The following is a 24662-nucleotide window of genomic DNA, read 5'->3' as shown; positions in this document are numbered from 1 at the left end:
GCTCCAGGAGGCCCAGGATGAACACGGCTCGATCAATCGCACTCTTCACCGCGGTATCCGCGGCGCTCGCCGTCGGCATCGGAGCCACGGCGCTGAGCGCCATCGGGACGGGCGAGGAGACCCTCCGCCTGCATCTCGGCAGCGACTCCAGCGAATTCGTCTACAGCAACGCGGGCGACCCGATCACGCAGCCGATCGGCCCCCCGAAGAACTGCCTGATCACGGAGGAGGGCCCGCTCGCCTCGCTCGACGGGAGCGACCGGGGACCGGGTCTGAAGGACGGCTCGCTCGGCATCAAGACGGGCGGCTCCACCGGAGTGCCGTGTGCACGGGTGGACAGCACCGAGTTCCTCGAGGTGGGCCTCGAGGGCGTGCCGAACGCGGTACGCGCCTCCCTCGACCTGGAGCTCAAGGGCGCCGTGCGGGCTGACATCGTGGTGTCGCTCGGTGGTGCGACGGTCGACACCTTCCAGGTCCGCGCGGGTTCCGGCATCGTTCCGGGCGAGGGCGTGGACGGGACGTCGACCGTGCCCTACACCGCGACGGCGACGGCGGCCCAGCCCGTGGTCAACTGCCGGAACGCCTCGGATTCCGGCCCGGACTCGGGACCCAACGACAACTGCTATGTCACGATCGACCCCGGTGCCGAGTTCGATGCGGTCACCCTGCGGCCGTTGAGCGGCGAGGTCTCGCTCGAGGGCAGCTGGGACTTCGGCAACGACCCCGCGTTCGACACGATCTTCGTCCTCACGGGCTACAGCGGCGAGCTCGGCTGCACCCCGGAGAACGGCACGGCGACGATCGAAGAAGGCAACGTCTACGGCACCTTCACGCGCCTCGAGAACCCGAGCGGCTCCGAATGCGTGCTGAAGCCGTACACGCTCAGTGTGGACGTCGAAGCCGAGACCCTCAGCTTCGTGCCGGTCGACGTCGACCCGCCGCAGCTGGCGGCCTACAAGGGCACGGTCGGCTTCGCTCCGAGGCTCTCGTCCAACCCCGTCACCAACCAGCTCGAGTACGACCAGGACGACGACGGGCCGCTCGGGTTCGAGTTCATGCCGTGGTGCGAAGGAGACCCGTTCGCGACGCCGGACTCGCCCGGATCGATCGACACGGGCGTGATCCCCGCCGGGGACACCTGGTGCATCGTCTCGGAGACCACCAAGGTCTACTCGGCGACCCAGGTCCGCACCCTGTGGGACGTGGTCGGCATCGGGGACCCGAAGATGCAGTAGTGCTCGACGCGACGTCGGGACGCGGCTCAGTCGACGTTCCGGAGGACCACGCCGAGCCCGGCGAGCATCTCGTCGGCCTCGGCGCGGACCGCGCGGCGCGCGGTCGGGTCGTCGGTGAGCCGAGCATCGATCAGTCGGAGCATCGCCTCCTCGTACATCAAGCCCTGCTCACGGGCCGTCGCCAACCCGACCCCGACCGCCTCGCGCGCCTCCGCGATGCGGCCGACCGCGGCGAGGGCCTGAGCCCTGGTCCGGGCGAGGGAACTCCCGTACACCTCGGCCTCGTCCCCCGCACCCTCTTCCGTCCGGTCGAGCAGGTCGAGCGCCTCAAGCGGGCGGTCCTCCATCACGAGCCCGTAGGCGATGAGGATCGCCGCCTCGATCGCCGACTGCACCTGCCCGGTGCGAGTCGCCTCGGCGTGGAGCTCGACGAGGTTCTCCAGCGCGCCGTCATCGCAGCGCAGCAGACGCAATCTCGCCAGCTGGATCTCTGCGAAGATCGCGGCGTCGACCCTGCCGTGTGCGCGAAGCACCCGGACCGCGCTGACGAGCACCGGTTCCGCCTCGGCGAACCGACGTTGGCTCACCAGCACCTCTCCGATGTTGGCTCCGCAGGTGGCGGCGCCCGCCTCGTTCCCTGCGCGGAGCGAGGCATCCTGAGCGAGGGTGTAGAAGCGCACCGCATCGTCCCACCGCCCCTGCCAGTACGCCTGTCCGCCCAGGTTGTTGGTCACGACGGCCGTGCCGGGCAGGTCCCCGAGTTCGTCGTAGAGGGCGAGTGCGCGTCCGGCGTAGACGGCCTTCGCCGACTCGCCGACCATCACGTACGAGGCGTCCAGGACCTGGTACGAGCGCGCGAGCGCCTCCCGTTCCCCGGCAGCCTCCGCCTCGGCCATGGCCTGCGCCGCGAGGCGCAGTGCGGCGCGCGGATGCTCCTGGAGCTGCCGGATCTGCGCATTCAGCGCGGTGAGGCGGGCGGTCGCACCCAGCGCCTCGGTGCTCGCGAGGTCCGCGACGAGACGCCGGCCGATCGTCAGGTCGCGATACGCAGCGGAGTACGCTCCGGTGCGCGCCCTCGCTCGTGCGCGCTTCAGCAGGACGTCGGCCGAACGGATGGGATCCTCGCGAACCAGGCGGCCCGCCTGCCGGAAGGCATCGATCGACTCGTCGAAGAGACCCGCGAGTTCGAGCACGTCGCCCAGCGCCTCGGAGACCTCGGCGATCTGGACGGACGGCAGGTCGGGCACGTGACGGGAGGCGCTCAGCGCGCGGCGGAAGAACGTCGCGGCCTCGAGGTTCGCGTAGATCTCCTTCGCGCGCTGTCCGGCGACGCGGGAGGACGCCCACGCCTCCGGCCATCGGTGCGCCTCCGAGTAGTGGATCGACAGGAGTTCGACCTGGCCGGACGGGTGACCGGATGACGCGGCCGCAATCGCGTCGCCCACCTGGGCGTGCAGCTCTCGACGCGTCTTGAACGGCAACCCCGCGTAGGCGACGTCACGGATGAGGCTGTGCTGGAAGTGCACCCATCCACCCGTGTCCACCGAGAGGAAGCCGCCGAGTCGCCGCAGGGTCGTCACCTGCCGACTCGGCTCGGCCACGGTCGTTCCCAGTACAGCGGGGATGTGCTCCTGCCGGAATCCGGCTCCCAGCACGGCGAGCCGGCGCAGGAGGTTGCGATCGGTCGGCGGCAGCCGGTCGATCCGGGCGGCGATGAGCCCCTCGACCGACTGCGGGAGGTAGTCGACTGCGGCGCCCGTGCGCAGCACCTGGAGCAGCTCGAGCAGGAACAGCGGACTGCCCTCGGCGCGTGCGGCGAGCGCGTCGACCTGATTCGACAGCAACGGCGTCCCGGCGGTGGCGCGTTCGATCAGCTCCCTCGCCTGCGCGAGATCGAGCGGGGGCAGCTCGATCTGCGTGACGGCCGGGCTCTCCACGGCGACGAAGCCCTGATCGCCGGGCTGGCGACTGACGATGATCAGCCACGGGACCTCCTCGATCCCGGCGAAGAGCGACGCGAGGAGGTCGCGCGACGCCTCGTCCATCCACTGTCCCTCCTCGATGAGGAAGAGCGTGGGCCCGTCGTTCGTTGCTCTGAGCAGCTCCCCCACGGCGGACCGCGTGCGGGTCGGGCGGAACTGGTCATCGAGCTGGGCGACCTCGGGCGACTCGGGCAGCGCGAGTCCGAGCGGTGTGCCGATGAGGGCCAGCCACGGCAGGAGATCGGGCACACGGCTGCGGACCAGGTCGGTCAGGGCGGCCTCGGTTGCTTCGGCGTCCAGGCCCTCGAGTCCCCACGCCGAGCGGAGGAGCGTACGGAAGGGGAAGTACGGCGTCGCCATCTGGTAGAGCCGGCACTCCGCCGTGATGACCCGTTCGGGCCGGGTCGTCACCAGCAGCTCCTGCAGGAGCCGCGACTTGCCCATGCCGGCACCGGCAGTGACGTCCACCACCCCGCCACGGCCCTCGCGTGCGTCGGCCCATGCGCGGGTGAGGACCGACAGCTGCTCCTCGCGGCCGATCAGCGGCGTGCCGGGAACCTGGTCGCTGCTTCGGCTGCCCTCCGGCTCGCCCAGGGAGTACGCCTGGACGGGCTGCTGCTTGCCCTTGACGGTGAACGGCTCGCAGGTGACGGTCTCGAACGTCGTCCGCGACGCATCGAGCACGTCGTCGGTGACGTAGACCTCGCCCGTCGGCGCCTGGGCCATGATCCGAGCGGCGAGGTTCACCGCATCGCCCATGACCGTGTACGTCCGCCGGTAGGCGGGACCGACCGCGCCCGCGAAGACATGGCCGGAGGTGACTCCGATCCGGAAGGGCAGGTCCCGCGTCGCGCGACCGCGGAGGTCGTGGACCGCGAGCAGCAGCTGCTCCTCGTTGTTGCCCGCGGTGTCCGGAACGCCCGCGGTGAGGATGATCTTGCCGCCGTCGGGCGCGATGTCCGTCGCGAGGAAGGTGACCCCGTGCGCGTCGGCATGGCGCTGGACCTCGGTGACGAGATCGTCGAGGACGCCGGCGGCACCGTCCGGGTCCCGGGCGACGAGCGGGTCGAATCCGGTGTAGTGGAGGAACGCGATGGCCGCCGGGCGGTGCTCGGGGTCGATGGTGCCGCTCTGGAGGGTGCGTCGGAGGCCGAACGGGACGAACTGCCGGAGGTCCACCTCCGGGGACTCGGCCATGAGGAACCCCGACTGCTCGACGTGGGGGCCTCGGCTCAGCAGGCGGCCGGGCCCGCGCACCGCTCCGACGACGGTGCGGGGCAGCAGCGCCGCGGTCTCGGGGCTCACGAGGATCCGCCCCGCGGTGGCCGCTCCCTCCATCTGCACGGTCCGCGTCGCCGCCGGGCCGGCCACGATGAACTCCCGGTGCGAGCCGCCGACGAGGAAGAAGTCGAACGTGCCGCTGTGCACGCCGACCGACATCCGGAGCGAGACGGTGCCGGCGCTCGTCGCGAAGCCGTCGATCTGTCGCAGCTCGGCGCGCATGTCGTGGGCGGCGGCCGCCGCGCGCAGGTGGTGCCCGTCGCCCGTGAAGAGCAGGAGTTGCGCATCGCCGCCGAACTTGAGCAGGTTCGCACCGAACGCGTACGCGGCGGGGAGCAACCGGTCGAAGGTGCCGTCGATGACCTCGGTGACCTCCTCGGCGCCCACGTCGCCGTGCCGGGCCAGGCGCTCCGACATCCGGGTGAAGCCCGAGATGTCGACGAGGACCATCGTCCCCTCGACCGCGCGGTGCAGCCGGCCGGGCGTCTCCTCGTCCCAGTAGCGGACCATGCGCGGCACGTACGGCTGCAGGACGTCGACCGTGTCGGCGTCGGATACGGCCCGGCCGAGATTCACGACGCCCCCTTCGCATCGACGGAAACTCCGGTGGGAGTCACCCTAGTCGCCGCAGCTCGATGCGCTCGCATGCACACGCGCTGCCGACGGCAGCGCTGCCGTGAGCGGCATCCGGCCCACGATGGTGCGCCGCGGCGCAGGCTGGGCGCATGACCGATCGAGAGCGCCCACCAGTCCAGCCCATCGATGCCGAACTCACGCGTCGCCTCTTCCACGAGCGCATCATCGTGCTCGGCGACGAGCTCGACCAGGCCGGCGGCAATCGCATCTGCGCACAACTCGTCGCGCTCGCGGCCGACGACCCGCGCCGCGACATCCGCTTCTGGATCAATTCGCCCGGAGGGTCGGTGCCCGCCATGCTGGCGATCCACGACGTCATGCGCGCCATCCCGAACGACGTCGCGACGATCGCGGTCGGCATGGCTGCGAGCGCCGGGCAGTTCCTCCTCACGGCCGGCACGCCGGGCAAGCGGGCGGCGCTGCCGCACTCGCGGATCCTGCTGCACCAGGGGTCGGCCGGCATCGGCGGGACTGCCGTCGACATCGAGCTGCAGGCCGACGACCTGCGCCATACGCGCGACACCGTGCTCGGCCTCATCGCGCGCTACACCGGGCAGTCCCTCGACCGCGTCCGCGAGGACTCGCTCCGCGACCGCTGGTACACCGCGACGGCGGCCGTCGACTACGGGTTCATCGACCACGTGACGGAGCGGCTCGACGAGCTGTTCCCGCTCGAGCCGCGCGCGGTCGCGGGGCTGGGGGTCCGGGCATGACCTCGTACACGATCCCCTACGTCGTCGAGAAGCGCGGCGGCGTCGAGCGCTCCCTCGACGTGTACAGCCGACTGCTCTCGGAGCGCATCGTCTACCTCGGCACCGAGATCGACGACGGCGTCGCGAACGTGCTCATCGCGCAGTTCCTGCACCTGGCGTCGGAGTCGGCCGAGACGCCCATCAGCCTGTACGTCAACTCCCCCGGCGGCTCGCCGAGCGCCGCGCTCGCGGTCTACGACACCATGCGGCACATCAGGGCGGATGTCGCGACGACGTGCGTGGGACGGGCCGGCGGTCCCGCGGCCGTCCTCCTCGCCGGTGGCGCACCGGGGCGACGTTCGATGCTGCCGCACAGCACGGTGACCCTGCACCAGCCGTCGACGCAGGGTCGCGGCACCGTGCCCGACCTGATCCTGCACGCCGACGAGGTGCTCCGGGTGCGCGCCGAGCTCGAGGCGGCGCTCGCGGCGGACACCGGTCGAAGCCCCGAGGCGATCCGGGTCGACACCGACCGCGACCTCATCCTGCCCGCGCAGGCGGCGGTCGACTACGGCCTCGCCGACCACATGCTCTCGGCACAGGTGGCGGTCGGTGCCGGACCCGGTCAGGCGGCGAGCAGGTAGGCGTTCGCCGGCGCCGCCGCACCGGCCCACGGGGCGATCGCCGGCGCTGCCGGCGCGACGCCCGGCGCCGCCGGCGCCACGGTGAGGTCGAGCACGCGGACGCGTCGGCGCGCCGCCTCGGCCGCGCGGGCGTCGCGCTCGGCCAGGCGCCCCGCCACCCGGCCGACGACGTCGACGAGTCCGAGTCCGAGCGCGTCCGTCACGGCGCCGAGCACCTCGGACGACGCCTCCTTGCGGCCCCGCTCGACCTCGGAGAGGTACTGCGGCGAGACGCCCGCCGTGCGGGCGACCTCCGTGAGGATCCGTTCCTGCTCGAGCCGCTCCTCGCGGAGGACCTCGCCGACGAGGTCGCGCCACAGCGGCCTGGCCCGGCGCGCCGCGCCGTGGTGCTCGTCCGCGCGCGTGCCGGAGTCGGTGCCGGGTGCCGGGAACTCGATCGTCTCGCCCATGCGCCGAGGCTACGCACGCACGCAGGCCGCCGACAGGCCGATCCGCTCACAGCAGAACGGCGCCGGAACCGGGCATCGCCGCCAGGCGGGCCCGCGGCAGGGCCGACGCGCCTACGCCGGCTCGTAGGTGAGGCAGTCCGCGTCGACCGCGCCGGGGCCGACGCGCACGGCGGCGGCCGTGCACTCGAGGGAGTCGTTGTGGATGCACTCGGAGCGCTGGCATGCTCCGACGTGCGTCACGACCTTGTCGAGGCCGCCCTTGGTGCCCAGCGGGATGAACGTCGCGCACTCGGCGTCGCCGACGCTGCCCGCGATGGTGACCGCGGCGGCATGGCAGTGCGAGTGGTCGTTGTAGGAGCAGCCGGCCACCGAGCATTCGGCGACGGCGGGCAGTTCGTCGAGGGTCATGCTCATGGCGACCTCCTGAGGCGGTGTCGGTCCGGCAGGTGCGGCCGATGCTACTCCCGGCCCCTTCCGCCGGCCAGACCCCTGCGGCGTTTCGGCGACGGTCAGAGCAGCCACGGGTCGATGCCGGAATCGTCGGCGCGAGGCGGATCGGCGATCGCCGGCGGCGGCGGCATCCGTCGCCGGGCGGAGGCGATCGCACGTCCCGGCACGACGCCCCTCGGTCCCTCGACCCCGGCGCGGAGCCGCACGAGGTCCGCCGTGCGCGGTCCGGTCGGGACCTCGCGCGGCAGCGAGCCGGCTGCGACGATCCAGCCCGGGAGACCGAGCAGTCCGAGCACTCGCGCGAGCCGCTCGGACTCGAAGACGCTGTCGGGGTCGAGCTCCTCGCCGAGCACGTCGGCCAGCTCGTCCGAGGCATCCGCTCGCCCGACCGCCGCCGCGAAGACGTCGGCGTGCTCGGCGCCGAACGGCTCGGCGAGCACCCCCTCGTCGGCGCCGCGTTCGCGCGAGGGATCGCTCGAGTACCTCCCGAGCACCTCCGGGCCGCGCCAGGCGGCGAGCACGAGCTGGCGGTCGAGGACCACGCGTGCGACCACCACCACCGTGTCGAGCGCCGCGGCGAGCGCCGCGCCGACCTCGAGCACGCCGCTGCGGCCGGTCGCGACGGTGCCGTCGCCGGGATCGCCGATCGCCACGACCCAACCGTCCTCCGGCGGCGCGATCCATCCGGTGAAGCGGATGCCGCGAAGCGCCTCGACGACATGTGCCGCGTCGTCGGCACGAGCGATCACGGCGCCGTAGGTGTCGCCGATCGGCCCCCCTCCGTCGGGCGCACCGCCCGGGATCGCATAGGTCATGGCCGTCCTCCTCAGGATGCGCCGCTCCCGTCGATCGTGGCACGGATCGGACGCGGGGGTTCCGGTGGGCGCCCGTACCGGGGGGATCAGACGGAGACGAGCTCGAGCACGATCGCGTTCTCCGGCGCGAGCAGCGGCATCGGCAGGCCGATCTCGCCGAGGGCGCGTCCGGGGAGCCGCACCGAGCCGGCGTCGAACCACGGCGGGTTCGCATCCTGGATCGTCCGAACGGGCCCGAGGTCGAGCACGCGGACCTCGTACGTCCGGTCGAGGTCGAGTCCTGGCAGCCGCACCACGGGCGGCAGCGCGGCGTGCGCGGTGCCGAGCATCGCGATCGAGAAGACGGCGTGCGAGCCGTCGGATGCCACGACGCCCTGGACGTTCTGCGCCGGGTCGGCGGCATCCGCCCGCACCACGCGGGCCGAGTGCAGCAGGGGGCGCAGGCGCCGGTACTCGGCGATCCACCGCGCGACCGCGACGAGCTCGGCACCGGAGGCCGTCGCGAGGTTCCACTCGATGCCGGCGCTGCCGAACAGCGCCGTCGCGAAGCGGAACGACAGCTCCGCCGTGCGCCCGGTCGTGTGCGCCCGCGCGGCGCCGAGGTGGGCGCCGAGGTACTCGGGCGGCACGACGAGGCTCGTGTACCGGTGGATCCCCTGCCGTTCGAGCGGGTCGTTCGTGTCGCTCGGCCACACCCGGTCGGTGCGCTCGAGGATGCCGAGGTCGACGCGAGCGCCGCCCGACGCGCACGACTCGATCTCGACGCCGGGATGCGCGGCGCGCAGGCGATCGATGAGCGCGTACACCGCGCGGGTCTGCGCGTGCGACGAGCCGCCGAGCAGGTCGCGGTTGTGGTCCCACTTGAGGTACGCGATGTCGTGCTCGGCGAGCAGCGCGTCGAGCCGGGCGAACAGGTGGTCGGCGGCGCCCGGCGCGGTCAGGTCGAGCACCCGCTGGAACCGCCACTCGGGGTCGCCGGACCGGCCCAGCACCCAGTCCGGGCGGGTGCGGGCGACGTCGGAGTCGACGCTCACCATCTCGGGTTCCACCCACAGGCCGAACTCCATGCCCGCCGTGCGAACGCGGTCGACGAGCGGCCCGAGCCCGTCGGGCCAGACACCGGGGTCGACGGTCCAGTCGCCGAGCGCCCGACGGTCGTCGCGGCGCCCGTGGAACCAGCCGTCGTCGAGCACGAAGCGCTCGACGCCGACCCGCTCGGCGGCCGCGATGAGCGGCTCGAGCCGCCCGAGCGACTGGTCGAAGTAGACGGCCTCCCACGTGTTCAGCACGATGGGGCGCGGCCGACCCGCGATGGTCGACCAGGAACGGACCCACGCGTGGAAACGGTCCGAGACGCCGTCGAGTCCGGAGTCGGAGTACGCGGCGACGGTCCACGGGGTCTCGTACGTCTCGCCGGGGGCCAGCAGGATCTCGCCGGGCGCGAGCAGCTCGCCGCCGCCGATCGCCGCGGGGCCGAGCGCCGAGCGTTCCGCCCAGACGTCGGTGTCGCCCGACCACGCGACGTGCAGCGCCCACGCCTCGCCGTGACGGAAGCCCGATCCGGGCGTGGCCGCGACGAGCAGGAAGGCGTCGTCGTGGCCGCCACGGCCGTGCCGCGACTCGCGCGCGTGCACGCCGTGCTCGAACGTGCGGCGGATCGGTCGACGTTCGTGGCTCCAGAGCCCGCTGAAGTCGAGCAGCTCACTCGCGCGCGCGGGCACGGGCAGCACCGCGACGAGCCGACCAACGCCGAGCGGCGAGTCGCCGGCGTTGGTGAGCCGGTGCCGCACGCGCAGCACCCCCTCGGGCGTCAGCTCGAGGCGGATGGCGACGACGACGGATGCCTCGGGGTCGATGAACTCGAACGCGAGCGCGCCGCCCGCGGCATCCGATGCCGACGAAGCCTCGACGACGACCTCGGGGCCGGAGACGGATGCGGCACCTGCGATCTCGACCGAACCGGGCACGAGCTCGAACCGGGGGGCCTGGAGCGCGCGCGCCGCGGCGCCGCCGTCGGCGGCGAGCACGTCGCGGTGCGCCTGCACGCCCGGCCGCCCCGACCAGCCCTCGCCGAGCGTCGGCAGCAGGCTGAGGCGCAACGGCACGTCGATCGACGACGGCGGCACCGCGGGCACGGATGCCGCGGCGAGCGCCTCGAGCGCGGCGGGGTCGAGCGGGCCGAGGTCGCTCCCCCAGTGCAGCACCGCGGGCACGCCCGTGCCGCGGACGTCGACGATGACGCTGACGCCCGCGGCACGGAGGTGATGGATCACGGGGTGAGGCTACTCCGCGACCGGGATGGACTGGGCCTCGAGCGCGTCGATGGTCGACGCCTGGCCCTTCTCGAGCGCCTCACCGAGGGTGCTGCTGCCGGAGGCGGCGGCCTTGAACCCGTCGGAGACGTCGGCGTAGGTCTGCGTCATCGTCGGACCCCAGACGAAGTCGGGGCTGACCTGCGCCGCCGCCTCGGCGAACACGTCGTAGATCGGCTGGCCGCCGTAGAACTCGACGCCCTCGGTGAGGGTCGGCAGTTCGAGGCCCGCCTCGGTCGCCGGGTAGATCGCCGCCGTCTGGTTGAGCGACGTGAGCGCCTCCTCGGAGGTGTTCAGCCACAGCGCGAACTTCGCCGCCTCGTAGAGGTGGTCGGTGCCCTTGAACACGGCGATCGACGAGCCGCCCCAGTTGCCCGCGGCGGCGGCGCCCTCGTTCCACTGCGGTGCGAGCGCGACCGACCAGTTGCCGGCCGTGTCCGGCGCGCCGGAGGAGATGGAGTTGGCACCCCACACCGCCGAGTTCCAGGTCCAGACCTCGCCCGAGTTGTAGGCGTTGTTCCACTCGTCGGTCCATGCCGGGTAGGTCGAGACGAGGTCGTTCTCGATGAGGTCCTGCCAGTACTCGGCGACCGTCATCGATTCGTCGCCCGTGAGCTCGACCGTCCACGCGTCGCCGTCGTTGGCGAACCACTGGCCGCCCGCCTGCCAGACGAAGCCCGCGAACTGGTTGATGTCGGTCTGCGAGAAGTTGGTGATGTAGCCGCCCTGCTCGCGGATCGCGACCGCAGCCTCGCGGTACTGCTCCCACGTGGTCGGGACCTCGATGCCCGCCTGCTCGAACAGGTCGCTGCGGTAGAACAGCGCCATCGGGCCCTGGTCCTGCGGGATGCCGTACACCTCGTCCTCGGTGCCGAGCGTGACCTGGCCCCACGTCCAGTCGAGGAACTGGTCGGACGCGTCGACGACCTCCTCGCACGCGGCGAGGTTCTCGACACCGTCCTGCACGCGGAAGTTCGGCAGTGCGTCGTACTCGATCTGGCCGAGGTCGGGGGCGTTGCCCGCCTCGAGCTGGTTGAAGAAGTTCTGGTACGTGCCGGCGTTGCCGGACGGACCGGTCTGCACCTCGACCTGGATGTCGGGGTTCGCCTCGTTCCAGATCGCGACGGCGTCCTCGATGCCCGGGATCCAGCTGGTGAAGGTGAGCGTGACGTCCTCGCCCGCCGGCTCGCACGACGCGGCGTCGCCGCCCCCGGATCCGGAGTCGCCGGCGGCGCAGCCCGTGAGGGCGAGTGCCGCGGAGGTGAGCAGGGCTGCGGTGACCGCTCGTTTCGTGTGACGCATGGTTTCCTCTTCTCGGTGGTGGTGCCCGGATGCCCCGGGCCGGGGTGTCTACTTCAGCGAGCCGGAGCCGAGGCCCGTGCGCCAGTAGCGCTGAAGCAGCAGGAACGTGATGATCAGCGGGATGATCGAGAGCAGCGAACCGACGAGCACGAAGGTGCGCAGCTCGGGGAACTGGTTGATGGTGGAGTTCCAGGCGTAGAGGCCGAAGGTGACGGGGAACAGCTCCTCGCTGCGCAGCATGATCAGCGGCAGGAAGAAGTTGTTCCAGATGGTCACGAACTGGAACAGGAACACCGTGATGAGCGCGGGGAACATCAGCCGGATCGACACGGTGAAGAACGTGCGCAGCTCTCCCGCACCATCCAGCCGGCTCGCCTCGAGGAGTTCCTCGGGCACGGATGCCTCGGCGAACACGCGCGAGAGGTACACGCCGAACGGGCTCACCACGCTCGGGAGGAACACCGCCCAGAACGTGTCGGTGAGTTGCACCCGGCTGAAGAGCAGGAACAGCGGCAGCGCGAGCGCGGTGGCAGGGACGAGCACGCCGCCGAGCACGACGTTGAAGATCGTCTCGCGGCCCGGGAAGCGGTACTTCGCCAGCGCGTAGCCGCACATCGCCGCGAGGATCGTCGCGACCACGGCGCCGAGACCCGCGTACAGCAGGCTGTTCAGGATCCACTTCAGGTACACGCCGTCGCGGTACGCGAACAGGTTGCCGATGTTCTCGAACAGTCGGAAGTCGGCGAACCACAGCGGGTTGGTGCTGAACAGCTGGCCGCGGTCCTTCGTGGAGGCCACGAAGAGCCACCAGATCGGCACCAGGAAGTACAGCGTGAAGACGGCCATGACGAGCATGGCGCCGGTGCGCGAGAGCAGGCTCTCCCGCGGCCCCGTGCCCACCGAGGGCGTGTCGCCGTGGCGGTCGACGCCGCGGGGGTTGACGGCCTGCACGGCCGAGGTCGCGTCGGGTCCGGTCGCGGTGCTCATGCGTCGGCCCCCTTCCGGCGGGTGAGGCGGAGGAACGTGAACGAGAGGATGAACGTGGCCAGGGCCAGCACCACCGAGAAGGCGGCGGCGAGCGAGACGTTCGGGATCGAGCTCGTGGCGTAGATCGTCATGTTCGGCGTGTACGTGCTCGTCACGGCGGAGCTGAACGACCGGAACGTCTGCGGCTCGGCGAGCAGCTGCAGGGTGCCGATGATCGACAGGACCGCGGTCAGCACGAGCGCGGGGCGAACGAGCGGGATCTTGATCGACCACGCGATGCGGGCCTGTCCGGCGCCGTCGATGCGCGCGGCCTCGTAGATCTCCTGCGGGATCGCCAGCAGCGTGGAGTAGATGATGAGCATGTTGTAGCCGACGAACACCCAGGTGACGACGTTCGCGATCGCCCACAGCACGAAGTCGGCCGACAGCAGGTTCACCTGGCTGGTCAGCGCTTCGAAGGGCGAGAGGTTCGGCGAGTACAGGAAGCCCCACATGATCGCCGCGATGACGCCCGGAACCGCGTACGGCGCGAAGAACGCGAGCCGGAAGAACTTCTTGCCGCGGATGAGCGGCGAGTCGAGCAGGAGAGCGAACAGCAGCGCGAGTCCGAGCATCACCGGAACCTGCACGATGCCGAAGATCAGGACCCGGCCCACGGAGGTCCAGAACGCCTCGTTCTGGAAGACCAGGGCGTACTGCTGGAATCCGCCGAACACCTCGGTCGCCGTGCCGAAGGTGCCCTCGCGCTCGACGACGAGCATCGACTGCCACACCGCGACGGCGATCGGCACGAGGTAGAACAGCACGAACATCAGCGCGAACGGGGCGACGAAGGCGACGATCGCCCACGGGTGCTGCACTCGGCGGCGGCGCGTGGGGCGCCGCCCGCCCGCCTCCTCCTGCGCGGCGAGCCGACCGGCGGTCGGCGTGGTCGCGGATGCACTCATGCCGCGGCCTCCTCTCTGATCACCCGGACTCCGCCGGCGGGCACCACGATGCGCCCGTCGACGTCGGATCCGGTCACGAGTTCGGTGCCGCGCGCGTCGAGCTCGACGGGGTCGGCGCCGTGGTTGACGACGAAGCGCCAGGTGCGCTCGCCGTCGGTGCGGCGCGTGATCTCGACGTCGGCCGAGGCGCCGGGCTCGGATGCCGCGCCGGCGCGCTCGACCGCCCGCCCGACGAGATCGAGCAGGTCGTCGGGCTCGAGCAGGGTGCCGAGGTACCACGCGTCGCCCGCGCCGTCGACGCCGTCGCGGCGGGTCACGGCGGGGCGGCCGGCGGCCGGGCCGTCGGCGAACCGGTCGATGATCGCGGCATCCGTCGTTTCGAGCCGGTCGGCCCAGAGCGATGCGGCCGCGCCCGATTCGAGCGCGATGGGCGTGCCGGGCAGGACCGGCGCGAACTCCTCGACGCGCACGCCGAGCAGGTCGCGCCACGCGCCCGGGTACCCGCCGGGCCGCACGCGGTCGTGCTCGTCGACGATGCCGCTGTAGAAGGTGACGAGGGCGTGCGTGCCGGATGCCACGGCCGCGTCGAGCGCGGCAGCGCCCTCGTCGGACACCAGGTAGAGGCCTGGCACCACGACGAGGCGGTACCCGGTCAGGTCGGCGCCCGGGCGGACCACGTCGACGCTCACGCCGAGGTCGTGCAGGGCGCCGTAGAGCGCGTGCACCTGGTCGAGGTACTCGATCTCGTGCGTCGGCCGGGTCTCGGCATCGGAGGCCCACCACGACTCCCACGAGAACAGGAGCGCGACCTCGGCCCGCACGCGCGTGCCCGCGACCTCGTCGAGCGCGCCGACGATGCGGCCGAGCTCGAGCACCTCGCGCCAGAGCGCCGAATCGGTGCCGGCGTGCGGCAGCAGGGCGGAGTGGAACTTCTCGGAGCCCTGCAGCGACGCGCGCCACTGGAAGAAGCAGACGGCGTCGGCGCCGCGCGCGACGTGGGCGAGCGTGTTGCGCAGCAGCTGGCCGGGCTCCTTGGCGAGGTTGACCGGCTGCCAGTTGACCGACCCGGTCGAGTGCTCCATGAGCAGCCACGGGTCGCCGCCCGCGAGCCCGCGCGTCAGGTCGGCCGCGAAGGCGAGCTCGGTGCGCGGCTCGGCGAGCCGGTGGTCGAGGTAGTGGTCGTTCGCGACGACGTCCATGTCGGCGGCCCAGGTCCAGTAGTCGAGGTTCCGGATGTGGGCGGTGACCATGAAGTTCGTGGTGACCGGGACGGCGCTGCGCCGGCGGATCGCCTCAGCCTCGGCGCGGTAGTGGGCCAGCAGCTCGTCGGACGAGAACCGGTGGAAGTCGAGCATCTGGCCGGGGTTGCGGCTCGAGAGGGTCAGCTTCGGGGTGAGGATCTCGTCCCAGTCGGTGTAGCGCTGGCTCCAGAAGCTCGTGCCCCACGCGCGGTTGAGCTCGTCGATCGTGCCGTGGCGCTCGCGCAGCCAGCGGCGGAAGGCTCGCGTGCTCTCGTCGCAGTGGCAGAGCGCGTTGTGGCAGCCGAGCTCGTTCGACACGTGCCAGACGGCGACGGCCGGGTGCCCGCCGTACCGCTCGGCGACGGCCTCGACGAGTTCCAGCGCGTACCGGCGGAACGTCGGCGAGCTCGGGCACCAGGCCTGGCGGCCTCCGGGGAAGCGGGTCGTACCGTCCTCGACGACGGGGAGGATCTCGGGGTGGCGGGTGGTCAGCCACGGCGGCGGGGACGCCGTGCCGGTGCCGAGGTTGACCCGGATGCCGGCGGCGTGGAGCAGCTCGATCACCTCGTCGAGCGCGGCGAAGTCGTATGCGCCGTCGGGGCCCTGGAGGTCGGCCCAGCCGAAGATGTTGATCGCGACGAGGTCGACGCCGGCCTCGCGCATGAGCACGACGTCCTCGCGCCAGACGGCCGGGTCCCACTGCTCGGGGTTGTAGTCGCACCCGAACGCGATGCCCTGGTGCTGGAAGCGCGGGCGGACGGCGGTGGGGGCAGGCTCGGTCTGCTCCGGCGGGATCGGCGCCAGCGTCGTCGCGTGGTGGTCCACGGTGCTCCCGGGGATCGTCGTTGATTCTGTGAACGTGCACAGATTTGGTCGCGTATTTCCTCGCGGCGATTTCTGTGAACGTACACAGAATGCCATCCCGCCTTCGCCGTGTCAACACCCCGGCGGCAGTACAGTGAGTCGCATGACGACCAGGCCGGCCCGCGCCAAGCGCGCCACCGTGCACGACGTGGCCCTCGAGGCCGGCGTCTCGCGTGGCACCGTGAGCCGGTACGTCAACGGCGAGCGATACGTCTCGGCAGCCGCGCGCACGGCCATCGAGGCCGCCATCGCGAAGGTCGGCTACGTGCCGAACACCGCGGCGCGCAACCTCGTCATGCAGCGGACCCAGGCGGTCGGCTTCATCGTGCACGAGCCGCACTCCCTGTTCGTCGAGGACCCGAACATCGGCGAGATCCTGCTCGGCGCGAACGCCCGGCTCTCCGAAGCCGACCACCAGATGGCCGTGCTCATCGTCGACACCGAGCGCGACACCGACCGCGTCGCCCGCTACCTCTCCGGCGGGCTCGTCGACGGCGTCATCATCGTCTCCGCCCGCGCCGACGACCCCATCACGCGCGTCGTCGAGCGGCTCCAGATGCCTGCGGCCTACGTCGGCCATCCGCCCGGCGCCGCGAGCACGGCATCCTTCGTCGTCATCGACAATCGCGGCGCGGCCCGGTCGATCACGGAACGCCTCGCGGCGACCGGCCGTCGCCGCATGGGCATGATCGCCGCCGCGCTCGACCGCGACTCCGGCGCCGACCGGCTCGCCGGGTTCCGCGAGGCGCTCGGCGACCGGTACGACGACGAGCTCGTCGAACCCGTGCCCCTCTACTCGTACTCGGCGGGCCGCGAGGGCATGCGCCGGCTGCTCGATCGGGCGCCCGACGTCGACGGCGTCTTCGCGGCATCCGATGCGGTCGCCGCCGGTGCACTCGAAACGCTCAAGGAGGCCGGGCGACGCGTGCCCGAGGACGTCGGGGTCGTCGGCTTCGACGACAGCGCCTGGGCCAGGCGCACCACGCCCCGGCTCTCGACCGTGCGGCAGCCGGCCGCCGGGCTCGGCGCGGGCGCGGCCGATCTCGTGCTCGGGCGACTGCGCGGCGAGGACCTGCCCGCCGAGCGGCGCCTCGACTGCGAGATCGTCTGGCGCGAGTCCGCCTGACGGCGGACCGGTCCGGCCGGACGCGATGCGGAAGCGTCAGCCGCGAAGTCGCCGGCGGTAGGCGGCCGGCGGTTCTCCGCAGCGCTCCCGGAACCTGGCGTAGAACTGGCTCTGCGAGCGGAAGCCCGCGGCATGCCCGACCTCCGGCACGCTGAGGGCGGATGTGAGCAGCAGGTGCTGCGCCCGCGCCACCCTGCACTGCGCCACGTACTCCCCGATGGTGATGCCGATCGAGCGGCGGAACACCGTCATCGCGTGCTGCGGGGCGAGGTGCACCTGCCGGGCGACGTCCTCGACACGGAGGTCATCGGCAGCGTGCTCGGAGATCCACGCCGCCATGGCTGCAGCGTCGGTCCGGATGCCGGCGCCGGGGGCGGAAGAGGTCGCCACCCCGCCGTCGGCGGCCGCGATCGCGGTCCGCCTCGCGAATCCCTCCACCTCGGCGCATGCGGCGCGACGGCCCTCGCCGCCCGCGGCGAGCTCCCCCGCCCAGACGTCGACCCGCGAGGCGAGCTCGAGGCCCGCGCGCTCGGCCACGAGGACGAAGCCGCCGCCGAGGAGCCGCCCGACGAGGCCGGAGGGAAGACTCCAGCCGAGCGCGGTGCCGAGCGGCACGGTGAGCCAGGACACGAGGCTTCGCGTGGCATCGGTCACGAGCTGATGCGGCCGCGCCGCCCAGAAGACGGCGAGCGTGCTCGGGGGGATCGACACGAGCCGACCGTCGACGAGGTACTCCAGTGCACCCGCCGAGACGTTGAACTCGAGGTCGTCGTGCCGGTGGGCGACGGTCATCGCCTCGGGGGCGCCGCGCCAGCACGCGAGTCCGAACGACGCTGCCCCAGGAGTGATCGCGGTGCCATCGGTGCGCATGATCCCGGAATCTTCGCACATCCGGCCGGAAGAACTGCATGATCCTCCCGCCTAGCGTGGAACGCGACCACGACCGGAAGGAAGGACAGGACGATGACCGTCGCCGACCCCGCCGCGACTGCGGCATCCGTTGCCACCGCGCACCACCTCTCACCCGAGCAGGTGCGATTCTTCGACGAGCACGGGTATCTCGTGCTCCGCGGCCGCATCCCCGGCCCGACCCTGGCGCGCCTGCAGGCCGCCGCCGACGCCTGGATCGCCGACGGCAGCGCCGTCGCGGAGGGCGAGCCGGCGGCATCCGACTACCAGTGGGCCACGCGCGGCGGCGAGCGGCGCCTGTTCCGCGTCGACTACCTGCACGCCAAGGCGCAGCCCGCATCGCTGGAGCTGCTCGGCAGCCCGGCGGTGCTCGGCATCGCCGAGAGCCTCGCCGGACCCGATTTCGTGCCGACCTACGAATCGCTCGTCTTCAAGGACGAGGGCGACGGCGCCGCGATCGACTGGCACCAGGACGCCGTGCACCCGCGCCGCCACCGCATCTTCAACATCGATGTCTACCTCGATGCCTCGCGTGCCGGCGAGGGTGCGCTGCGCGTCGCCCCCGGCTCCCACCTCGCGCCGGTCGACGTGTGCCGGCTGCAGGAGGAGTACGGCTGGGACGCCCCGGACGTCATCCAGGTCGAGCTCGAGCCGGGCGACGTTCTGGTGCACGACGTCATGGTCGTGCACGGCTCGGAGGCCGTGATCGGCAACCGGCTGCGCCGCACGATCTACTACGAGTTCCGCGCCGCCGAGCAGATCCTCGCCGAGGGCCCGTGGGATGCCGAGTGGGTCGGTCGCCGACTCCGGCTGCTGCCCGTCGCGCTGCGCGAGCACGCCCGCGCGAATCCCGACGAGACGCCGTACGCCTGGCGGATCGACCCGTCGCTGCGTCCCGTGGAGTCGGGAGACGACGACGCGGAGCTGCGCATCGCCCACCTCGTGCACTCGCCGGGGTCGTACTGCAGCGCGGGCAGCGTTCCGTTCAGCGCGTGAGCGGTGCGCGCCGGCCGGAGGCCGACGTCAGCGCAGCGCCTCCGCGATCGGCGTCTCGCCGCGGTTGAACCGGATGGTGCGTCCCACCGTCGCGGGTTCGACCAGCGCGGCGGCGACGGCCTCGGCGACATCCGCCCGGTCGACGTCGGAGCTCTCCTCGCCGGTCACGTCGATGCGCCCGGTGCCGGGGCCGTCGGTGAGGGTCGAGGGTCCGAGGATCGTGTAGTCGAGCCCCGACGCGCGGAGGTGCTCGTCGGCGTCGGCCTTGGCGTCGGCGTAGTGCCGGAACGCGCTGTCGGCCGGCACCCGGTGGTCGACGCGCGAGCCGAAGTACGACACCATCACGTACCGGCCGACGCCGGCCTGCGCCGCGGCATCCATCGACCGCACCGCGGCGTCGTGGTCGACCGCTCGGGTGCGCGCAGGGTCGCCGCCTCCCGCTCCCGCGGACCAGACGATCGCGTCGTGGCCGGCGATGAGCTCGGCGAGCGCCGGCACATCCATCGTCTCGACGTCGGCGACGATCGGCCGCGCCCCCGTCTTCTCGACCTCGACGGACTGATCGGGGTTCCGGATGACCGAGTCGACCTGGTCCCCGCGCTCCCTCAGGATCCGCCCGAGCTGCAACGCGACCCGACCGTGCCCGCCGATGATCAGCACCTTCGCCATGACCAGCCTCCCCCGCCGTTCGACACCCCAACGCTACCGACGTACGGCGCGACGGGCCACCGCCGCGTCGGCACCGTCCGTCCGATGCTGGCGCCCGCGTCCGCCGGAGGGCCAGAATGAAGCCACGGTCACACACGGAGGTGCGCATGTCGGTCGAAACGGTGCTCTGGGGAGCCATCTTCGGGATCATGGCGGTCGGCGGGGTCGGCCTCGCGGCGTGCCTGTGGGTCTTCGCCCGCGCACCCAAGCGCTGACGCGCATCCGCATCGACCCCCGCCGATGACCACGCTGCAGAGCGCGGGCGTACTGCTCTTCCGTCGAACGCCCGGGCTCGAGGTCTTCATCGCCCACATGGGCGGGCCGTACTGGTCGGGGAGGCACGAGCGCGCCTGGTCCATGCCGAAGGGCATCATCGACCACGGCGAGGAACCGCGGGCGGCGGCCTTCCGCGAGTTCGAGGAGGAGGTCGGCATGCCGGCGCCTCGAGCCGACTACGTCGACCTCGGAACGATCCGCGCGTCGTCGGCGAAGGTGCTGCGCGTCTACGCGGCCGAGACGCCGGACTTCGAGGTCGACGAGCTGCGGCCCGGCCTGTTCGAGCTCGAATGGCCGCCCCGATCCGGCGTCACCGCCACGTTCCCCGAGATCGATGAGGCACGGTGGGTCCCGGTCGCCGAGGCGCGCGAGCTCCTCGTGAGAGGGCAGGTCACGGCGCTCGACCGACTCGAACAGCGGCTCGCCACGGGCGGCGACGGGTGACCGCGGCGCGCGGCGGCGGCATCCGTCACCCCGTGCCGGGCCGGAGCACCGGCTCGTCCCACCCCTCCTGCGGCGTCGCGCACGTCTCGCGGAAGACGACCTGCGAGGGCAGCTTGCGCTCGTGGCTGACCCAGTCGATCGCGGGGCGGCGCTGTTCCTCGGGCACGTACCCGAGCCGATAGACGGCCATGAGTTCGAGCTCGTCGGGCACCTGGAGCAGCCGCACGATCTCCTCCCAGCGGCCGGGCACCTCCATCGGGAACGAGATGAACTGGATGCCCATCCCGAGCTCGACCGTCGTGAGCCAGACGTTCTCCATCGCGGCGCCCATGCTGAACACCGAGTAGAACGACGACAGCTGCCCGGGCCGGTACTCGGACCGGTCGAGCATGACGCCCAAGAGCAGCGGCGAGCCGGCGACCAGCTTGCGGTTCTCCTCGCCGAGCGTCCTCGGCACGCCGAAGGTGTTCATGAGCTTCTGCCCGCGCTTCGTGAACACCTGGCTCGTGAAGGGCCGGAGCGCCGCCGGCAGCCGGTCGAACAGCATGCCCGAGCGCTTCTCCTCCATCTCGGCCTGGCTGAAGCGGAAGTAGGGCTTGTACCGCTCGAAGAACGTGCCGTTCGACATGGCCTCGGTCATGCTCTCGCCGGATATCCGGGCGATCGTGTCGACGGTGGCGCGGTCCTCGATGAGCACGAACCGCCACGGCTGGCTGTTCAGCTGCGAGGGTGCCCGGCCGGCGGCCTCGATGAGGATGCGCTGGTGCTCCTCCGAGACGGGATCGGGCAGGAAGGGCCCGTTCGTCGTCCGACGGCGGCGGATCGCCTCGAGCAGTTCCATGCGGGTTACCTCCTGGATCGGATCGCGGCGGCGAACACGAACGGCGCCGCGGTGAGGGCGATGAGCGGATGCCGCCGCGTGCGCGTGCCCGCGTACGGGATGATCGCGAGCGGCACGAACGCCGGGGCGAGCGTCGCGGCGGCGGCGCTCGACGCCTCGCGCGGGCGCCCCCACCACGCCGTCGAGAACGCGGCGGCCGAGAGGGCGAACGTCGTGATGTACAGGGCGTGGTGCACCCAGCGGAAGTCCCGCGTGTCCACGAGGCGCAGCGCGACCGACGCCCCAAGGCCGGCGTTCGCGGCGTAGGCCGCGGCGGTGGCGGTGAACAGGGCCGGCGCGGCATCCGGAACCCCGCGCTCGACGCACGGCCGAACGCGACGAGCCCGCATGCCGCGGCTCACGCGTCCGGCGTCCCGGCGGCCGCGGCGGCCTTGAGCTCCTTCACCCGCCGTCGCCTGAGCTTGAGCTGCTTTCGTTCGTCGATCGACGGGTCCTCGCCGTCCCAGACCTTGACGATGGCCCAGCCGAGGGCGACGAGGGGGACGGCCAGCACGGCGCCGACGATGCCGCCGAGGATCGTGCCGCCGGTGAGCGCGATCAGGATGACCAGGGGGTGCAGCTTCAGCGACTGCGCCATGACGACCGGCTGGAGCAGGTCGCCCTCGAGCTGGTTCACGACGATCACGATCGCGACGACGATCAGGGCGACGACGGGCCCGTTGGCGACGAGGGCGACGAGCGCGGCGAGGATGCCGGCGACGGTCGCGCCGACGAGCGGGATGAAGGCGGTGAGGAACACGATCACGGCGAGGGGCAGCGCCAGGGGCACCTGCAGGATCGCGAGGCCCAGTCCGATGAAGAACGCGTCGACGAAGGCGACGATCGCGGTGCCGCGGATGTACCCGCCGAGCACCTTGACGCTCGTGGTGCCGACCCGGCGGCCGCGCTCGAGCCGCTCGCCGCGGAACGGGCGCATGAAGAACGCCCAGATGCGGTCGCCGTCCTTCAGGAAGAAGAACAGCACCACGAGCATGAGGATGAGCCCGGTCACGAACTCGGTCGCGCGGGAGACGCCGGTGAGCGCGGTCTGGCCGAACTCGGCGCTCGTGACGAAGTCGATGATGGCGTCGCGCGCGTCGTCGATCTGCTGCTGGTCGATCGGGATCGGCAGGTCCTGCACCCAGCCGAGCAGGTCGTCGAAGCCCTCGGTGGCCGACTCGACGAGGCTGTCCCACTGGCCGCGCACCGCGAAGACGATGGCCGTGATGATGCCCCCGAGGACGAGGATGCCGCCGAGCAGCGTGGTCCACGCCGCGAGCATCGGAGACCAGCCCTTGCGGCGCAGCCATGCGACGAGCGGTGCCGCCGCCGAGGCGAGGATGAGCGCGATGAGCACGGGGATGACGAGGAGGCGGACCTGCAGCAGCGCCCACACGGCGAGCGCCCCGAGCGCCGTCACGAGCAGGATCTGCACGCTGCGGATCGCCCACCGCCCGAGGCGGTCGTTCCAGATCGGGCCGCCGGCGCCGCGGCGCACCTCCTCGCCTCCGGAGTCATGCGTCTCGGGATCGTCGGAGTCGTCTCGTCCTCTGCCGAAGATCATGGCTCGACCCTAGGCCGCGCGGGCGCCGCGTCGCAGCCCCCTCGCGGAGTGAGGCCGATGCGCTATTCTTCGCCGCGCCGCCACCCGCTCCACGCTCCGCGCGGCTCCAGGCGCCGCGGAGTCCCTCGCCCGGCGCGTCGACCTGCTCGCGGTCACGACGAGCGGGTTCCGCGGAGGGGTGAACGCGAGCAGACTGGGGCGATGGACCTCGGTGCGTTCTCCGTCAGCCTCGCCGTCAGCGACCTCGCCGCCTCGCGGGAGTTCTACGAACGGCTCGGATTCGAGGCCTTCGGCGGTGACGCCGACCAGGGCTGGCTGATCCTCCGCAACCGCTCGCACGTGATCGGGCTCTTCCAGGGCATGTTCGAGCGCAACATGCTCACCTTCAACCCCGGCTGGGACCAGTCGGCGGCCGAGGTCGATCCGTTCACGGACGTACGCGAGCTGCAGCGGCGTCTGCGCGAGGCCGGCGCCGAGTTCGTCTCGGAGGCCGACGAGAGCGGGACCGGCCCGGCGAGCTTCATCCTCGTCGATCCCGACGGCAACCCGGTCCTCGTCGACCAGCACCGCTGAGGGGCGCCGCGGATGGATCCGGTCCAGGCGTTGGAGGAGATCGCGTCGCTGCTCGAGGTGCAGCTCGCCTCGCCGTTCAAGGCGAAGGCGTTCCGCCGGGCGGCAGGAGTGATCGGCCCGCTCTCCGACGACGAGTTGCGCGCCCGCGTCGCCGATGGACGGCTGAAGCGCACGCCGGGCATCGGCGACTCGAGCCTCGGCGTGATCGTCGAGGCGCTCGACGGGACGGTGCCGACCTACCTCGCCGACCTCCGCGCGAAGGCGGGTGTCGAGTCGGCCACGGGACTTCGCGCGCTGCTGCGCGGCGACCTGCACGCCCACTCGGACTGGTCGGACGGCACGACGAGCATCGCCGCGATGGCGCGCGCCGCGGCATCCGCGGGCCTGGAGTACTTCGCGCTGACCGACCACTCGCCGACGCTGCGCGTCGCGAACGGGCTCTCGCCCGAGCGGCTCGAGTCGCAGCTCGAGATCGTCGCGGCGCTGAACGCCGGACTCGGCGAGCCCGACCGCGACGAGGCCGAGCGCGACGGGCGCGACCGCGGCGACCTGGGGGTGCGCATCCTCACGGGCATCGAGGTCGACATTCTCGAGGACGGCGTTCTCGACCAGCGCCCCGACCTGCTCGACCGGCTCGACGTCGTCGTCGCGAGCGTGCACTCGAAGCTCCGCGCACCGCGCGACGAGATGACCACGCGGATGCTGCGTGCCATCCGCGACCCGCGCATGAACGTGCTCGGGCACTGCACGGGCCGGCTCGTGCAGGGCTCGCGCGGAACGCGCCCGCAGTCGGAGTTCGACGCCGAGGCGGTGTTCGCCGCGTGCGCCGAGCACGACGTCGCCGTCGAGATCAACTCCCGCCCCGAGCGCCAGGACCCGCCCGACGAGCTGATCGCCCTCGCCCTCGACGCGGGCTGCCGGTTCTCGATCGACACCGACGGACACGCGCCCGGCCACTTCGGGTTCCTGGCACTCGGCGCCGCACGCGCCGAGGCCGCGGGCGTGCCGCCCGAGCGCATCGTCACGACGTGGGAGGCCGACCGGCTGGTCGACTGGGCCGGCTCGAAGAAGCGCTAGGCGCGCAGGCGCCGGACGTGGCCGCCCGCCGAGGTGGACCTGGGCCTACCGTTCGACCGCCCGACCGTCGTCGCGACGGCTCACCAGGCGGCGCAGCACGAAGAACACGACGACCGCGACCACCGCGACGATCGCGAGCTTCACGACGAACCACAGCACGCTGAAGACCAGGTCGACGAGGAACCAGGCGATGACGACGGCGGCGATCACGCCGAGGACGGTCCAGACGGTTCGACTCATCCGTCGAGCCTAACCGCCGGGGCGGCGTCCCC

The 24662-nt window shown here is 72.2% G+C and carries 23 protein-coding genes; 8 read left to right on the top strand and 15 right to left on the bottom strand.

Going from position 1 to position 24662, the window contains the following annotated elements; translation table 11 throughout:
- Positions 1 to 17 precede the first annotated feature (17 nt).
- Entirely contained in the window at positions 18 to 1235 is a 1218-nt protein-coding gene (locus tag ACULK2_RS04930; protein ID WP_445968679.1) for a hypothetical protein, read from the top strand.
- 26 nt (positions 1236 to 1261) lie between these two features.
- Here ACULK2_RS04930 and ACULK2_RS04925 read toward each other — a convergent pair whose 3' ends face one another.
- Entirely contained in the window at positions 1262 to 5074 is a 3813-nt protein-coding gene (locus ACULK2_RS04925) for an adenylate/guanylate cyclase domain-containing protein (protein WP_445968680.1), read from the bottom strand.
- 149 nt (positions 5075 to 5223) lie between these two features.
- Here ACULK2_RS04925 and ACULK2_RS04920 point away from each other — a divergent pair, with 149 nt between their 5' ends.
- Positions 5224 to 5847, top strand: a complete 624-nt coding sequence (locus ACULK2_RS04920; protein ID WP_445968681.1) for a ClpP family protease — start codon at positions 5224 to 5226, stop codon at positions 5845 to 5847.
- Entirely contained in the window at positions 5844 to 6470 is a 627-nt protein-coding gene (locus ACULK2_RS04915; protein WP_445968682.1) for a ClpP family protease, read from the top strand. Before ACULK2_RS04920 ends, ACULK2_RS04915 begins: the two co-directional genes overlap by 4 nt.
- Here ACULK2_RS04915 and ACULK2_RS04910 read toward each other — a convergent pair.
- The 8 genes from ACULK2_RS04910 to ACULK2_RS04875 form a co-directional block, all read right to left on the bottom strand.
- Positions 6452 to 6919, bottom strand: coding sequence for a helix-turn-helix domain-containing protein (locus tag ACULK2_RS04910; RefSeq protein ID WP_445968683.1), 468 nt, complete (start codon positions 6917 to 6919; stop codon positions 6452 to 6454). The genes ACULK2_RS04915 and ACULK2_RS04910 overlap by 19 nt on opposite strands.
- 111 nt (positions 6920 to 7030) lie before the next feature.
- Entirely contained in the window at positions 7031 to 7333 is a 303-nt protein-coding gene (locus ACULK2_RS04905; RefSeq protein ID WP_445968684.1) for a DUF1540 domain-containing protein, read from the bottom strand.
- A 95-nt stretch (positions 7334 to 7428) separates the two neighbouring features.
- Positions 7429 to 8184: a hypothetical protein gene (locus ACULK2_RS04900; RefSeq protein ID WP_445968685.1), complete on the bottom strand. Its 756-nt coding sequence runs from the start codon at positions 8182 to 8184 to the stop codon at positions 7429 to 7431.
- 86 nt (positions 8185 to 8270) lie between these two features.
- Positions 8271 to 10457, bottom strand: coding sequence for an alpha-galactosidase (locus tag ACULK2_RS04895; RefSeq protein ID WP_445968686.1), 2187 nt, complete (start codon positions 10455 to 10457; stop codon positions 8271 to 8273).
- Between the two features lie 9 nt (positions 10458 to 10466).
- Positions 10467 to 11798 (bottom strand): ABC transporter substrate-binding protein, encoded by a 1332-nt coding sequence (locus ACULK2_RS04890; RefSeq protein WP_445968687.1) that lies wholly within the window; start codon positions 11796 to 11798, stop codon positions 10467 to 10469.
- Between the two features lie 48 nt (positions 11799 to 11846).
- Positions 11847 to 12785, bottom strand: coding sequence for a carbohydrate ABC transporter permease (locus tag ACULK2_RS04885; RefSeq protein ID WP_445968688.1), 939 nt, complete (start codon positions 12783 to 12785; stop codon positions 11847 to 11849).
- Positions 12782 to 13732 carry a carbohydrate ABC transporter permease gene (locus ACULK2_RS04880; RefSeq protein ID WP_445968689.1) on the bottom strand — a complete coding sequence of 317 codons (951 nt, stop codon included), beginning with the start codon at positions 13730 to 13732 and terminating at the stop codon, positions 12782 to 12784. The genes ACULK2_RS04885 and ACULK2_RS04880 overlap by 4 nt, the downstream gene beginning before the upstream one ends.
- The gene (locus ACULK2_RS04875; protein ID WP_445968690.1) at positions 13729 to 15798 is read right to left on the bottom strand and encodes a beta-galactosidase; all 2070 of its coding nucleotides are present in this window, start codon (positions 15796 to 15798) and stop codon (positions 13729 to 13731) included. Before ACULK2_RS04875 ends, ACULK2_RS04880 begins: the two co-directional genes overlap by 4 nt.
- A gap of 142 nt (positions 15799 to 15940) precedes the next feature.
- Between ACULK2_RS04875 and ACULK2_RS04870 the strand changes: the two genes are divergently transcribed.
- Positions 15941 to 16963, top strand: coding sequence for a LacI family DNA-binding transcriptional regulator (locus ACULK2_RS04870; protein WP_445968691.1), 1023 nt, complete (start codon positions 15941 to 15943; stop codon positions 16961 to 16963).
- 36 nt (positions 16964 to 16999) lie between these two features.
- On the opposite strand, the gene ACULK2_RS04865 is transcribed toward ACULK2_RS04870, so the two are convergent.
- On the bottom strand, positions 17000 to 17833 hold the full coding sequence (locus tag ACULK2_RS04865) for a helix-turn-helix domain-containing protein (protein WP_445968692.1): 834 nt from the start codon (positions 17831 to 17833) through the stop codon (positions 17000 to 17002).
- Between the two features lie 93 nt (positions 17834 to 17926).
- Between ACULK2_RS04865 and ACULK2_RS04860 the strand changes: the two genes are divergently transcribed.
- On the top strand, positions 17927 to 18868 hold the full coding sequence (locus tag ACULK2_RS04860) for a phytanoyl-CoA dioxygenase family protein (protein WP_445968693.1): 942 nt from the start codon (positions 17927 to 17929) through the stop codon (positions 18866 to 18868).
- A gap of 27 nt (positions 18869 to 18895) precedes the next feature.
- Here ACULK2_RS04860 and ACULK2_RS04855 read toward each other — a convergent pair whose 3' ends face one another.
- Positions 18896 to 19537 carry an SDR family oxidoreductase gene (locus ACULK2_RS04855; RefSeq protein WP_445968694.1) on the bottom strand — a complete coding sequence of 214 codons (642 nt, stop codon included), beginning with the start codon at positions 19535 to 19537 and terminating at the stop codon, positions 18896 to 18898.
- Positions 19538 to 19816: 279 nt separating this feature from the next.
- Here ACULK2_RS04855 and ACULK2_RS04850 point away from each other — a divergent pair, with 279 nt between their 5' ends.
- The gene (locus ACULK2_RS04850; protein ID WP_445968695.1) at positions 19817 to 20296 is read left to right on the top strand and encodes an NUDIX hydrolase; all 480 of its coding nucleotides are present in this window, start codon (positions 19817 to 19819) and stop codon (positions 20294 to 20296) included.
- A gap of 25 nt (positions 20297 to 20321) precedes the next feature.
- Here ACULK2_RS04850 and ACULK2_RS04845 read toward each other — a convergent pair whose 3' ends face one another.
- From ACULK2_RS04845 to ACULK2_RS04835, 3 genes are read right to left on the bottom strand one after another with little or no spacing between them, the layout of a single operon-like run.
- Positions 20322 to 21137 (bottom strand): nitroreductase family protein, encoded by an 816-nt coding sequence (locus ACULK2_RS04845; RefSeq protein WP_445968696.1) that lies wholly within the window; start codon positions 21135 to 21137, stop codon positions 20322 to 20324.
- A gap of 5 nt (positions 21138 to 21142) precedes the next feature.
- On the bottom strand, positions 21143 to 21538 hold the full coding sequence (locus ACULK2_RS04840) for a hypothetical protein (RefSeq protein WP_445968697.1): 396 nt from the start codon (positions 21536 to 21538) through the stop codon (positions 21143 to 21145).
- The gene (locus ACULK2_RS04835) at positions 21535 to 22740 is read right to left on the bottom strand and encodes an AI-2E family transporter (protein WP_445968698.1); all 1206 of its coding nucleotides are present in this window, start codon (positions 22738 to 22740) and stop codon (positions 21535 to 21537) included. Before ACULK2_RS04835 ends, ACULK2_RS04840 begins: the two co-directional genes overlap by 4 nt.
- A 201-nt stretch (positions 22741 to 22941) precedes the next feature.
- Between ACULK2_RS04835 and ACULK2_RS04830 the strand changes: the two genes are divergently transcribed.
- Positions 22942 to 23313 carry a VOC family protein gene (locus ACULK2_RS04830; RefSeq protein ID WP_445968699.1) on the top strand — a complete coding sequence of 124 codons (372 nt, stop codon included), beginning with the start codon at positions 22942 to 22944 and terminating at the stop codon, positions 23311 to 23313.
- A gap of 12 nt (positions 23314 to 23325) precedes the next feature.
- Positions 23326 to 24390, top strand: coding sequence for a PHP domain-containing protein (locus ACULK2_RS04825; protein ID WP_445968700.1), 1065 nt, complete (start codon positions 23326 to 23328; stop codon positions 24388 to 24390).
- 45 nt (positions 24391 to 24435) lie between these two features.
- Here the strand turns inward: ACULK2_RS04825 and ACULK2_RS04820 are convergent, their stop codons facing one another.
- Entirely contained in the window at positions 24436 to 24630 is a 195-nt protein-coding gene (locus tag ACULK2_RS04820) for a hypothetical protein (RefSeq protein WP_445968701.1), read from the bottom strand.
- Positions 24631 to 24662: the final 32 nt, after the last annotated feature.

The sequence above is a fragment of the Agromyces molybdatiresistens genome, assembly GCF_052748445.2.
This window is presented reverse-complemented; position numbering and strand designations above follow the sequence as displayed.